Here is a 12,749-nt window from a genome sequence, read left to right as displayed (position 1 = left end):
TAAAAGGCTGTGTTTGATCGTGCGAGATCGTGCATACAAAATCAGAAAGTGCTCAAGTCTTGAATGACGGTCTATTTGTTCACTTTACGAACAACCACGAGCCAATCCTGATCTGCATCTGCCGGCGGTGTGCCGAGTTTGACGGAAGCACCTCCTGATACGGATGCGACCGAACCACTCTGCAATTTGCCCCCTGCTCTGGGGTTGAACCATTCGACGCTGTATTTTCCGTCAGCTTGGGAAAGATCCAGATCGCTTGTTCCCCCGTTTGCCAGATAGACCAGATAGGTCTCTGAGTTCTTGGCAAAGCAGTACTTGGAGTTGTCTTCGTCCGGAACTCCCACCAGCGAGTTTTGAGTTGTCATTTCCCAGAACGGGATTTCATTCTCGTGGAAGAAGTTAATGGCGATTCGGCAATAGTCCCAGCTTCGATCCCGACTTCGCCAGTCTTCGCAGACAAGATCGTTCTCGGCGTACTTGTAGCCGAAGTAGTACTCGACGCCAGCTCCGCCTCCCATGAGTGTTCCCCAGAGAGTCTGTTGACGAACGCGATGTTCGGTGTAGGTCATCTTTCCGTCGACATCGTGACCGTCGTAACCTTTGTATCCAAGGTCAGGACATTGAGCATGGGCAGCGCTTCCTGATTCGTCGAAAGCGACGATCCATGGTTTGCCAGCTTCGCTCGACTTGCGGACCCACTTGGCAGTTTGCCAGTGAGTGTCATGAATTCCGCTGTTTTGAAGCGACAGTCCGGTCAGCTTCGACTTGTTGCCAAGCAGTGGATCGTATCGCATGTCCTGTTCATTGGGGAATGAGTGCAGAACTCGGTTGTGCTGGTAAGCGTCCAGTTCGGCGATGTAGTTGAGCATCGCTTGATGTTCATCTGTGCTCTGAGTGTTTTCCTCGCCGAGATTCCAGTTCAAGGCTAGGTTGTGTCCGAACCGGGCAATCATCTCCCGGCAGTACAGTTTGCGTTGTGGTCCGAGCGCTCCGCCATCGAGAGATTCAGGCACGTAATCTGATTGTCCTCGGGCGCGGTTGTCGTCCATTTCGGTCTCCTGCAATTTGAAGTGCAGGTACATTCCCATGTTCGTTCCGTGGTCGAAGACGATTCCCCACTGATCAAGCTTGCTGCAGTCATAGTGCATCTTGTCTTCGCGCTGAATGAACGGCCAGACGTTGTCACCATCGCCACCTGCGTTGTAGGTCAGGAAAGAAAATGCGTTGCAGCCTTTTCCGGACAGATAGTTGATGGCTCCAATCAGGCCTTTTCCTTTTCCGTCTTTCCAGTTGGGATCTCCATCTTTCCAGTCCTGCAGATGCGGTGCGTAGGACTTGAGAGGAACACGATCTGGCTTGCCAGCGACGGTGCCATCGAAGTCTTTGTATCCCAGGAGAGTCTCTGGAGCATCAGCACCAGCTTTGAGGAAGTACTGCTTGCTGCCAGCGAATTGAAGATAGTGTTTACCGACATACTGCAGACGGCCGACGCTTCGAAGGTCTCTTCCAGACTTGTCACTCTTCGCGACGGTGAACTGACCGTCTTGTCCGTTGAAGGGAGTCAGAGGCTCGCTGCTCGCAGACTTGTCGAGTGCAACGCCTTTACCGCTGAGGAATTCGACTTTATAAGTCCACTCCCCTGTCTTGTCGGGGGCGAAGTTCGCACGCCACATGATTCCCGAAACAGCCGACGAGTTCGCAGCATTTCCATCGGCATCGAAGTAGCCGGGAATCACGTACTTGGTCCCATCTGCATGAGTGAACGTGACCGTCATGCGATAATCGGTGAATGGATTTGGTTCGTTGTCCTGTTCGTGAGCATACGGTCCATTCAGATTCACCGTGACTTTATGCCACTGCTTAAGTTCTCCAGTGACAGTGGTTTTGCCGTCACCATTCGGCTTGCGTGGTTGAATCAACGCAGCAGTGCTGACTGGCGTCGTCGGGCTTCCTGAAGCTGTGTCGGAAGCACTTGCTGTCGCTTGAGCGATCAGGAAAGGTTGAGCTGCTCTCTTGGTTTTCGCGTCTTTCGGAACGAACTGAATCGCAGCCCAGCGAGCGCGGCTGAATTCCTGACCATCGGCCGAAGCAATCTGCGAAGTGATGTGGATTTGTGCTCCTTCGGTGATTGAAACGTCGGACCAGGTCTTGGTGTACTGGTCGCCTTCTTCGAAGGTTTGTTTGCTCAGGGGGCAAACAAATTTCCCGATCGAGCGATCATCGACGGCGACTTCGTACTGTGATTTGCCATCGTTTTCTCCAATCGCGACTAGCGTGACATCGTAGAGACCGGTCGGAAACGGAAACGTCTGTTCGGCGTGTGCGGACTTGTGTTGTTCGGGGTTGATCGCGAGCCACTTGCCCTTGTCGAGATAGTAGTTTGTTCCATCCAGCGTGAAGTTTGCTGCCGGAAGTTGAAGGATACGTTTTGAACCTGATGGAGTCGGTTGTTGGCTGTCATCGGTTTGTTCCGGAGCAACGTACGCATAAGTCTTCGGAGCTGACCCGGAATGGACGACGCTCTCTGGTCCGACGTCTTCGGGACGAGTGAGGTTGGAATCAGTCGTCATCAGGAACTTGTCGAACTCAAATCCATCTTCCCGCATTGAGAAGTGAATCGTGTGTGTCCCGGGCTCTTTGATGTCGAGGTAGATCTTGTGGGGTTCACCACAATGGACTTTTTCAGTCCGCTGTTTGCTGTCCCAGCGCCACGTCCGTTTGCCTTCACACCATTGGAGTCGTTGACCGCTCTCTGGCCATTCGCCATTCAGTCCGACGTGCAGCCCATTGTCTTCCGACCCAGTTGAGAAAGCACGAACCCACACGTAGTAGCGTCCGGGAGTCGAGAAGTTGACTCGGTAGTCGAGAACCGCCATGTCTCCGGGATTTGGAGAGAAATTTGTACCTCGGATCAGCTTGTCGTCGTGCGTGCGACGCGTGTCTGGAAGGATTTCGAGGTAGGCTCCGCCACTTGCCCCAGCGACGTGAGATGGATCCCCATCCGGCGTGACGTCCGGAGTTTCATCTGCGGTCGTCAGATGGAACTTTCGAGTTTCCGTCTTGCTTTGATTCTGAAAGTGTTCCGCCTCAACGGCAACAAGTCCGTTGGTCTCCTTGAACACAGTGTCAGCGGCGGAAAGCAACGTGGAGGAGAAGAGCGAGGCCACGACCAGGCCCAGCAGCGTGCGAGTGCGAAAGCTCATAGATCTCTCTCTATCTAGGAAGTTGATGAGTCGTTTCACTGCATTGAACGAGGACCCGTACGACTGAAGCGACATAGTGCCCCAACCGATTGGGCAACAGAGTGCAAATCGGGTTGTGTCCGATGGTTGTATTCAGAACCGAGAGTTAAGGACTGACGTCCGTCACGGGAGTCTTGGTAATGGCGGCTGCCACAGCTTCTGCAACCTCGGTCGTCGACGACACTCCGCCGAGATCGGGAGTTCTGACAACCTGTGCCGCGAGAACTTCGGCAACCGCAGTTTCGATGGCCGCTGCCGCAGCCAAACAGGAATCGTCGTTGTGACGTTCCCCGAGCCAGTCAAGCATCATCGCTGCCGAAAGAATTGTCGCGAGTGGATTGGCGACATTCTTCCCAGCGATTTGTGGAGCTGTACCGTGCGACGGCTGAAACAACGCATGGTTGTCTCCGATTTCGGCAGATGGACCTAATCCGAGACCACCCACCAGCCCGGCTCCGAGGTCGGACAGGATGTCTCCAAACTGGTTCTCCATGACGAGCACGTCGAAGTCCCAGGGGTTCTGGACCATGTAAAGGCTCATCGCGTCGACATACACAGCGTTGTGTTCAATATCCGGAAATGACTTCGATGTGTCGTTCACGACCTTCCTGAAGAACGCCATGCTGCGGAAGACATTTGCTTTATCAACGCAGGTGACAACTTGCTTTCCGTCGGTCGGTCGTCCGGATCGTCGACGAGCCAGTTGGAAAGCATATTCAGCGACTTTGGAAGTTCCCTTGCGAGTGACGATCAGCGTGTCTGTCGCGACGTCATCACCGACCATTCCTCCTCCACCAAACGAGGCGAACAGTCCTTCGAGATTTTCGCGAATGATCACAAAATCGATGCCGGGACCTGTGTTCTGCAGAACGCAAGGGGCTCCCGGGTAAAGCTTGACTGGTCGAACGGCTGAATGGAGACCCATCGCTCGGCGGAGTCCGACCATCATTGTCGGTTGGACTTCGGTCCCGTCTGGCTGACGGACATCCGGGAGACCGATGGCAGATAGCAGGACTGCGTCGGCGGCGAGGCACCCTTCCAAAACCGCGTCGGGCAGTGTGACACCTGTGTCGCGGTAGTTCTCGGCGCCTGCTCGATAGGAGATTGTCTCAAAATCGAGATCACTGAACTCCATCGCAATCTGTTCCAGGACAAGTTCGGTGGCAGCCATGGTTTCCGGGCCGATGCCATCACCTGGGAGTAGTGCGATTTTGTATGAACTCATCTCGTTGTACTCTTTCCGCTTGGAGCAAGTTACCCGTCCTTGGGAACTCACTTGAATTACTTGCTTCGATATTTCGCTACGTTTGCGTGAGCGAGCCAATGCAAACCGGCGAGGAAATGCTTTCAGGTTTGTTCAAAGAACGCTTGTGACTCGATGCGATACTTGAAACACGCTTCGACGAGCAGTCGCTCGATTTGTTTGAGAAAGTGTTTCCTGGCCATCATGGATCATATTCATTGCTGGACACTCTCGTCATGGAATTCTTCGCTGGATTGATCAGTTCTCAAAGGTCGTGACTGAGTGGAGGGAGCTTCTCTTGATGGCAGGACTTTCAGTGTTTTCGGGGGCTTACGTACTCAGGTTTCTGTACTTCTAAACTGGTTGAAACGACTCTCTTTCAATGGCAATCGCTCGGACCGGGCATCCGTCGCCGTGTTCGATCTTCAGTGGAAGTGCAATGAACTCCACGGTCTGCTGTGTCAATTGATCTAAGTTGGTTAGCCCTTCGACGATCACAACGTTTCCACGAAACAAAGTCTGGTGGACTTTGGTGAGTTCTTCGATGTTGTTGACGTCTGCAACGGACGGCGGTTCGACCCCGATGAGGCCGACTTTCTGTTTGACAAGCCATTCGGCCAACTCGAGGGAAATTCTCGGGAGCTCGTTGCGGTACTCAGCAGTTCCGTAGCGGCGAGACCAGTCGGTGCGAAAGAGAATTCGGCAGCCGGGGCGAATGTGATCTTTGATCTGTTGCACATCTTCGACTGTCGCCAGCTGTCGAGGGTTGGCAGGTGACAGATCGAGAACAATAGCTGGGCCAACGAGCACTTCAAGCCGATGTTGATCGATCGTCGATCCGCCATCGAGGAAGTGGCACGGCGCATCCATATGCGTGCCAGAGTGCGAGTACAGGGATAGCGTGGTGGCATTCCACCCGTCCGACGCAATCGTCTTCGCAGTTGTAATCGAGACTCCCGGCATCTCGGAATTAACAGTCAGGCTTAAATCAACAACTCGCATTGTGCCCTCCTGATGACAATTGACGGACTGGTTGACCGGTACGTGCGGATTCGTAAATCGCTTCCTGCACGCGCAGTGTCTTCAAATACTCTCGGCCGTCCGTTTCGAAGGGGCGCTGTTCAAGTAGCCCGTGAATGAAGTGCTGTTGAGTGTAGAAGACGCAATCTCCAGCGAAATTGCGATCGGAGTGCTGATAGTTGTGAACGAATTCCGGCTCCCCATGTGGTTGAATTCGAATGGTGCCGTCCCCGCTGAGTCGGATTGAACCGGCACTTCCATCGAACAGAAAGTCCCCAAAGGTATAGCGAGGATTTGAACAATTCGATTCGTGGAATCGGCTCGCGTCCCAGATGCCTTCCGCCTGGTTGGCGAACTCGAACAAAACGACTCCAGCATCTTCTCCCCGAATGTTCTGATTCAACTTGCGAAGAGAAGCGAACACTCCTTCAATTTCACCAGCGTGATATCGAAACGTATCGACAAAATGGACGCCGGTTTCGTAGATCAGGAATCGCGGCATCTCAACGAAATACGGCTGTCGTGCCAGGTAAGCGTCGCTCTGCCATCCATCTCCGGTTCGAGTTCGGCACGACAACGTGAGGAGTTGATCTCCAATCGTCCCTTCGTTGATTAGTCGATGAATCTCTCGATGCCAAGGTTGGAACCGGAAGTTTTCGTGCACCATCAGTCGAATGCCTGACGCATCCGCGCTCTCAACAAGCTGAACCGCTTCTTCGATCGTCGGGGCCAGTGGTTTCTGACAGATGACATCGATTCCGCGACTCGCTGCCAACTCGACAATCGCTGCATGCGAGTCGGGCCGAGTAATCACATCGATGAAGTCGGGTTCTGTTTCGTCGAGCAACTTTTCCAGATTTGAACTGGTGTTTTGTACTCCATATTGATTCGCGAGCGTTTCCGCCTTCGTGAGCTCTTGATCACAGATCCCAACGATCTCGACTTGAGGAATTCGTGACCAGGCTTCGTAATGGAACTGGCTGAAATACCCTGCCCCAACTCCGACGCCACGCAACTGTTTGTCTGTGTTCATGCTCATCACCCCATAATCAACTTGGTGTAAACGAGCGAAAACACCACCATGAGAATGAGAGCTAGAAAACCGATCATGCGGAACTGCATTTCGCGATCAGTCAGTCTGCGAAGAATCCGTTGCGGATTCATCATCGTCCATGCGATCACTGCAAGCACGTTCATCAACGCAGCGAACACAAAGAATGAGTTTGCAGTTCCCGTTTCCGTTGCGAAGTAGGGAAGCGTGACGTGATTGACGAAGTAGGGAAACACCACCGCGCTCAGCGCAGCTCCCAGATTGCCGACCATGTTCATCGCTCCGGAAACTGCCCCGGAACGGTCTCCGCCAATGTCCATGCAGAACGCCCAGCTGGGGCTTAACGTCATTTCAACACCAAACATGGCGATCGAAAAGCAGAGAATCAGTGGCCAGACGCTTTCGAATGATGTGGTTTGAGTGCAAAGAATCAAGCCAATCGCGCCCAACGCATAGCCCAGCATCGCTGGAATTCTGCGAGACATGACCGGCATGCCCATTTGATAAAGCTTCGTCACCAGAAACCCGGAAAACCACAGCGCGACTGCTCCGACGAGAAGCGGAAGTGCGGACAAGTTCGCGGCATCTGTTCCCCATCGCTCTTCGATGTAGGGTCTCAACCAGGTGATGCTGATAAAGAATGTTATATTGCTTGCGGCATATTGGAACATGGCCAGCAAGACATTGGCTGACGTGACGATTTGGATGTAAGGAAGTTCGACATTGGGGACTTCCTGTTCATGGATTCCGCGAGCGATCAGATCGGCTTCCTGATCATTGGTCCACGGGTGCTCTTCGGGTTTATCTCGATACCAGAACCACCAGATCGCTCCCCAGACGATGCCGACCAGGCCATTCGCGACGAATGTCCATCTCCAGCCAATCATCGAGATCACCGCTGGCATCACCACTAGTGACAGAGCCGCACCGATTCGGGCTCCGGAATGGAAAATCCCCTGCCCGATGCCTCGTTCTCTGGCTGGAAGCCAACGATAGAGCGCTCGAGTTGCCCCCGGATACGCTCCTGCCTCACCGACTCCGAACAGAAATCGGACAATCAACAAGCTGATGGCTGTGTAAACGGCTCCAGTCAGAGCTGTGAAGATGCTCCAGATGATGACAACGATCGTCAATGCCATGCGTGGACCTGCTCGGTCGCTGTACCAACCAGCAGGAATTTGGAACAATGCGTACCCAACTGCAAAAATTCCAAACACATATCCCATCATCTGGTCTGTCAGTCCGGCGATGTCATTCTGCATCGACGATTTCGCAGCAGAGATACACACACGATCCATGTACGTGTTCACCGTGTGAAAGAACAACAGCAGCACTAACAGGTATCTCTGTCGAGTCGCTACTGAAACAGTCGGAGAAATTGCGTGCGATGGGTTCATATCACCGAGACTTTATCTAATATTGTCGTTCGTTGAAATGAAACACAGTCGGAAATTCGTTTAGAATAGAGAAATAGTCAAATGGGCGTTCCACCGAGTTCTTCAAACGTTCAGCCTCGCGCCAGCGAGCTGAGCGTGCAGCAGATGCAAACATTCCAATGTGTCTTTGAGGAAAACGGTTACGCGCCGGCTGCCCGACGCCTCCAGTTGTCAGTACCAACCGTGTGGCAGCAGATTCAAGCCGTCGAGCGACTCTACGAAGCCACATTCTTCGAGAAAGAAGGCCGTCGAATTGTTTCGACGCTGAAAGCTCAACAGCTGTACGATCAGTTCTCTGAGATACTCGCGGGGATCGATTCCACCTTCGAAACCGTCAGCGACGAACGATCCGAATACGAATCGATCACACTCGTGACCGGCGTTCGAATGTTGATGGAAGATCTCGTCGTCCCTCTCAAAGACTTTCGAGATGAGTTCGAAAACACGCTCGTCATTCGACACGGAAACAATCGACTCGCTGAAGAGATGGTCCTGAGCGGCGAAGCGGATCTCGCGCTGACTCTTGAAGCGGAGTCTCCACGCTCCTCTGCCCGAGTCCATTTTGAGCCAGCCTATTTCATTGACTTTCTGGCCATCGCGGAGAAGAGTCATCCGTACTGTCAGGCGAAGCAGAACAGCCTCCGCGAACTTGTGAAGCATGATCTCGTGGTGACTGTTCCCGGAACTCACGGACGAGATGCATTCGAGCATGCGATTCATCGCGAGCACCTGAATGCACGAGTAACCGTCGAAACAGACAACAGTGGTTTCACGATCGCCTGTGTTCGAGCCGGTCTAGGTGTGGGAGTTGTCGCGGGCCGTCTGGACGGGCATCTCTGTGACGGGCTGTTCGTTCGATCGCTGCGAAAACAACTTGGCCGACGGCAAATTGTGTTTTTGTGGAAACGAGGACGAAAGCTGACCGGGCCGATGAAGAGGCTCGTTGAGATCGTTCAGAAGTCTCACGAGTAACACATCACGGATATCTCTGTCGTCGGTTCGGGCACAGAATGAAAGTTTCAACGATTGCGGAGAGGTCGTGTGTCAGAATTGATTTCATTTCAGCGGGAAGGACAACTCGGCTTCGACGAGTTCAGAGATCTCCTCGTGCGGTCGACCCTCGGAGCCCGGCGACCGCTTTCCGAGCGAGACCGATTACAAGGCATGCTCGACAATGCGGACATCATCATCTCCGCCCGAACTGAAGATGGGAAACTCGTCGGCATCGCCCGGTCGATCACAGACTTTTCGTATTGCACGTACCTGTCAGACCTCGCGGTCGATGCTGCGTACCAGAAGCAAGGCATCGGCAAGGAGCTGATTCGGCAAACGCGAATTGCCAGTGGTCTTGATGTGCGACTGATTCTCCTGTCCGCTCCTCAAGCAGTGGACTATTACCCGCACATTGGTTTCGAAAAGCACGACTCGTGCTGGACGATCAGTCCGGAAGCGAAGTAAACCGCTTCGCCGAGCAATCAGGCCCGTCGATCTCTCTTCGCGGCAGTTCTGCGAATGTTTCTTTTGGTTGACTGCTCGACCAAGGTCCCGGGAAAGCTTCACAAGGAAGTTTCCAGCTGCAGAGTTTCGATGAGGATTCGGATCGGGTACAACGAATCATTACAAGTTTTTTGCTAGAGCAAGTTGCTCTTTCCTGTGCACTCGCTTGTTCTGTTTCATAAGATAAAAAGCTGTGTTTGCTCGTGCGAGATCGTGCACACCAAATCAAAAAATGCTCGAATAGAAACAGGTGCCGTATGAAGACTCTCGCCTCAGTGATTTTACTAGTGAGTCTGGCTTCCAGCACAGCTTTGGGCCAGGTGACGACTTACTCCACATACACGTTGTACCCCGTGCAGGGAACGGTCAAGAGCGTGTCCCGAAATGGGATCGTCATGGAGAAGGATGGCAAAACGGGGCCAGTTCCAATGACGCCTAAGACCACCGTCCGTGTTGAAGGAGTCGGTGATCCCGGATTTGTCCGTCCCGGCGCAGTTATCACAGTCAACGGCGTCATCGCAGGCAAAGGGGCTCTTCGCAATGCGAGTGTGACGGTCCATCTCAGCCCTCAACAAACCGCTCGGCAGCAAACTCGCACGCTCCAGCAGGATGCGTCTGAGATGACGATCACGGGAGTCGTCGTAAGTATGAATCCGTTGACGATCAATGCGACGGACTTAGTGCGAATGTCAGTCGGAGGCGGAAACGTCGGCGTTTCGGTGCCCCCTGTTTCGCCGGGGAAGATTCTTGTGGATCCGAATCAAGCCACAAAACAGCGAGTGTCCGTCGTGCTCGGAAGTGCCGGCACCTTCATTCAGCCCGGCGATACCGTCACGTATTACTACACCGACAAGAATCCCAAGCTGGCGCATTCAGTTGTCGTTCGAAAAGCAGAACCCCTTGAGTCCGCAAAGATCTACAACACCGGCGGGCAAGCGAGCGACAAAGACAAAAAGAAACCGGACGACAGCGAGAAATCTGAATAGTCACTTTCGATAACTTCATTCATTGTCCGCAATGGCGCGCGTTCTTCGATCACCGAAAATCGCGCCGGGAACACTCGAAGAAGATTTCATTGAAGGTGGTCTAATCACCACGACGTGGGCGAGGGACGCGTTTTCTTGAGCCTCTCTTTTTGCCGCGTTTGCCCTGTGACTTGCTTTGTCGTTTCTCCTTCGGTCCGCTGTCTTTCGGAACAGCGATGGCTCCATCCGCTTTGTCGAGTTGCTTCTGGAGATCAGAGATTCGATCGCGGAGATGGGCTGCACGCTCGAACTCGAGATTCTCGGCAGCCTGAAGCATCTCTGCTTCGAGTTCCTTCAGGTATTCCTGATTGATGTATTCCACTTCGCTGGCTCGACCGCTCGCACTTTGTTCAATCTTGCGTGCGGAGATTTCTTCTTCGATTCCGCGTTTGATCGCTTTGCGAATGGTTTCTGGAGTGATTCCATGGTCAGCGTTGTACTTGAGTTGAATCTCTCGGCGGCGGGTTGTCTCATCCATTGCTCGCTGCATGCTTTGCGTGACTGAGTCTGCATAAAGAAAGACTTCCGCATTCACGTTTCGGGCAGCCCGGCCGATTGTCTGAATCAAACTCGTTTCGCTGCGCAGGAAACCTTCCTTGTCCGCATCGAGGATGCAAACGAGAGACACTTCCGGAAGATCGAGTCCTTCTCTCAAGAGGTTGACGCCGACGACAGCGTCGAATTTGCCTTCTCGCAATTCGCGGAGAACTTCGACTCTCTCAATTGCGTCGAGTTCGCTGTGCAGCCATTCACAACGAATGCCCTCCTCTTGCAAGTAGTTGACAAGATCTTCAGACAGTCGTTTCGTGAGTGTGGTGACGAGAGTTCGCTCACCGCGTTCGGCCCGAATGCGGATCTGCTCCATCAGGTGAGGAACTTGACCGCGTGCTGACTGAACTCGCACTACTGGATCGACAAGCCCCGTCGGACGAATGATCTGCTGGACAATTTCTCCTTTCGTCTGATCGAGTTCCCACTCAGCGGGGGTCGCGGAGACGAAGATCGTCTGGTTGCGCCGCTGGTCCCATTCCTCGAATTTGAGGGGGCGATTGTCGAGTGCCATTGGCAGGCGGAAACCGTGATTGACGAGCGTTTCCTTTCGAGAGCGGTCCCCATGATACATCGCACGGACTTGTGGAATGGTCTGGTGCGACTCATCAACCACAAAGAGGAAATCCTTCGGGAAGAAGTCGTACAGCGTCGCTGGCGGATCACCCGGCTTACGCTTGGTTAACGCTCGGGAGTAGTTCTCGATGCCCGGACAGAACCCCATTTCTTTGAGGAGTTCCATGTCGTGACGCGTGCGCGCAGAGAGTCGCTGCGCTTCGAGGAGTTTGCCCTCTTTCTGAAACTTCGCCAGCTGCTGATTGAGCTCTTCGTTGATCTCTTCCATGGCATCATCGATGCGGTTTTGAGGCATGACGAAGTGCTTGGCGGGATAAATGTAGATGTCCTTCAGGGACTTGCTGCCGACCCCACTGATGGGATCGATAATCGAAAGCTTGTCGACTTCGTCGCCCCAGAGTTCAATTCGATAAGCAAATTCTTCGTATGCGGGCCAGACTTCGATGACGTCGCCCCGGACGCGGAATTTTCCTCGCTGGAAGTCGATGTCATTTCGATCGTATTGGATGTCGACAAGCTTCAGAAGGAAGCTGTCTCGGTCAATGGTGTCCCCAACATTTAGCGGCACCATCATGTCGAGGTAATCCTGTGGCGAACCGAGACCGTAGATGCAGGAGACACTGGCGACGACAATCACATCCCGTCGCGATACGAGCGCGCTCGTGGCCAAAAGACGGAGTCGGTCAATTTCGTCGTTGATGCTAGCGTCTTTTTCGATGTAGATATCCCGCTGCGGGATGTACGCCTCTGGCTGGTAGTAGTCGTAGTAACTGACGAAGTAGGTCACCGCGTTGTTCGGAAAGAACTCGCGGAACTCTCCGTAGAGCTGGGCAGCCAGCGTTTTGTTGTGAGCAAGGACCAGAGTTGGGCGTTGAACCTGCTGGATGACGTTCGCGACTGTGAACGTCTTTCCTGTTCCGGTGGCTCCCAGCAGCACCTGAGACTTCTTTCCCTCTTCAATCCCTGCAACCAGCGAAGCGATCGCTGCAGGTTGATCTCCGGCGGGCTGAAATTCAGAAGCGAGTTCAAAACGTGGCATGGCAGCCGATTGCCTTCATTCAGAGCATTGACGATGATGTGCAAATTCTAGCAGCTACGAAACAAATGAAC

9 protein-coding genes are annotated in these 12,749 nt (G+C 53.3%); 3 read left to right on the top strand and 6 right to left on the bottom strand.

What is annotated here, in order from left to right:
• Positions 1–71: 71 nt before the first annotated feature.
• The 5 genes from AB1L42_RS03330 to AB1L42_RS03310 form a co-directional block, all read right to left on the bottom strand.
• Positions 72–3,203, bottom strand: a complete 3,132-nt coding sequence (locus AB1L42_RS03330) for a DUF5060 domain-containing protein (protein WP_367051168.1) — start codon at positions 3,201–3,203, stop codon at positions 72–74.
• 145 nt (positions 3,204–3,348) lie between these two features.
• Positions 3,349–4,467 carry an isocitrate/isopropylmalate family dehydrogenase gene (locus AB1L42_RS03325; RefSeq protein WP_367051166.1) on the bottom strand — a complete coding sequence of 373 codons (1,119 nt, stop codon included), beginning with the start codon at positions 4,465–4,467 and terminating at the stop codon, positions 3,349–3,351.
• A gap of 372 nt (positions 4,468–4,839) precedes the next feature.
• The gene (locus AB1L42_RS03320; RefSeq protein WP_367051164.1) at positions 4,840–5,487 is read right to left on the bottom strand and encodes a cyclase family protein; all 648 of its coding nucleotides are present in this window, start codon (positions 5,485–5,487) and stop codon (positions 4,840–4,842) included.
• The gene (locus AB1L42_RS03315) at positions 5,474–6,538 is read right to left on the bottom strand and encodes a Gfo/Idh/MocA family oxidoreductase (protein ID WP_367051162.1); all 1,065 of its coding nucleotides are present in this window, start codon (positions 6,536–6,538) and stop codon (positions 5,474–5,476) included. Before AB1L42_RS03315 ends, AB1L42_RS03320 begins: the two co-directional genes overlap by 14 nt.
• A 5-nt stretch (positions 6,539–6,543) precedes the next feature.
• Complete coding sequence (locus AB1L42_RS03310; RefSeq protein ID WP_367051160.1) at positions 6,544–7,953, bottom strand: MFS transporter; 1,410 nt, start codon at positions 7,951–7,953, stop codon at positions 6,544–6,546.
• A gap of 81 nt (positions 7,954–8,034) precedes the next feature.
• Here AB1L42_RS03310 and AB1L42_RS03305 point away from each other — a divergent pair, with 81 nt between their 5' ends.
• From AB1L42_RS03305 to AB1L42_RS03295, 3 genes are all read left to right on the top strand, one after another.
• Positions 8,035–8,964: a LysR family transcriptional regulator gene (locus AB1L42_RS03305; protein ID WP_367051158.1), complete on the top strand. Its 930-nt coding sequence runs from the start codon at positions 8,035–8,037 to the stop codon at positions 8,962–8,964.
• A 69-nt stretch (positions 8,965–9,033) separates the two neighbouring features.
• Entirely contained in the window at positions 9,034–9,450 is a 417-nt protein-coding gene (locus AB1L42_RS03300; protein WP_367051156.1) for a GNAT family N-acetyltransferase, read from the top strand.
• A 296-nt stretch (positions 9,451–9,746) separates the two neighbouring features.
• Entirely contained in the window at positions 9,747–10,475 is a 729-nt protein-coding gene (locus AB1L42_RS03295) for a hypothetical protein (RefSeq protein ID WP_367051154.1), read from the top strand.
• Between the two features lie 100 nt (positions 10,476–10,575).
• Here the strand turns inward: AB1L42_RS03295 and uvrB are convergent, their stop codons facing one another.
• Positions 10,576–12,678 carry an excinuclease ABC subunit UvrB gene (gene uvrB, locus AB1L42_RS03290; RefSeq protein ID WP_367051152.1) on the bottom strand — a complete coding sequence of 701 codons (2,103 nt, stop codon included), beginning with the start codon at positions 12,676–12,678 and terminating at the stop codon, positions 10,576–10,578.
• Positions 12,679–12,749 lie beyond the last annotated feature (71 nt).

This window comes from Thalassoglobus sp. JC818, assembly GCF_040717535.1.
Lineage (GTDB): Bacteria > Planctomycetota > Planctomycetia > Planctomycetales > Planctomycetaceae > Thalassoglobus.
Note: the sequence above shows the minus strand (reverse complement) of the source record. Positions and strands in the feature narration are given on the sequence as shown.

Excerpts from the sequence above, each read along its gene's own strand:
- uvrB (WP_367051152.1), bottom strand. The coding sequence starts at position 12,678 with ATGCCACGTTTTGAACTCGCTTCTGAATTTCAGCCCGCCGGAGATCAA.
- AB1L42_RS03315 (WP_367051162.1), bottom strand. The coding sequence starts at position 6,538 with ATGAACACAGACAAACAGTTGCGTGGCGTCGGAGTTGGGGCAGGGTAT.
- AB1L42_RS03310 (WP_367051160.1), bottom strand. The coding sequence starts at position 7,953 with ATGAACCCATCGCACGCAATTTCTCCGACTGTTTCAGTAGCGACTCGA.
- AB1L42_RS03305 (WP_367051158.1), top strand. The coding sequence starts at position 8,035 with ATGGGCGTTCCACCGAGTTCTTCAAACGTTCAGCCTCGCGCCAGCGAG.
- AB1L42_RS03325 (WP_367051166.1), bottom strand. The coding sequence starts at position 4,467 with ATGAGTTCATACAAAATCGCACTACTCCCAGGTGATGGCATCGGCCCG.
- AB1L42_RS03320 (WP_367051164.1), bottom strand. The coding sequence starts at position 5,487 with ATGCGAGTTGTTGATTTAAGCCTGACTGTTAATTCCGAGATGCCGGGA.
- AB1L42_RS03295 (WP_367051154.1), top strand. The coding sequence starts at position 9,747 with ATGAAGACTCTCGCCTCAGTGATTTTACTAGTGAGTCTGGCTTCCAGC.
- AB1L42_RS03330 (WP_367051168.1), bottom strand. The coding sequence starts at position 3,203 with ATGAGCTTTCGCACTCGCACGCTGCTGGGCCTGGTCGTGGCCTCGCTC.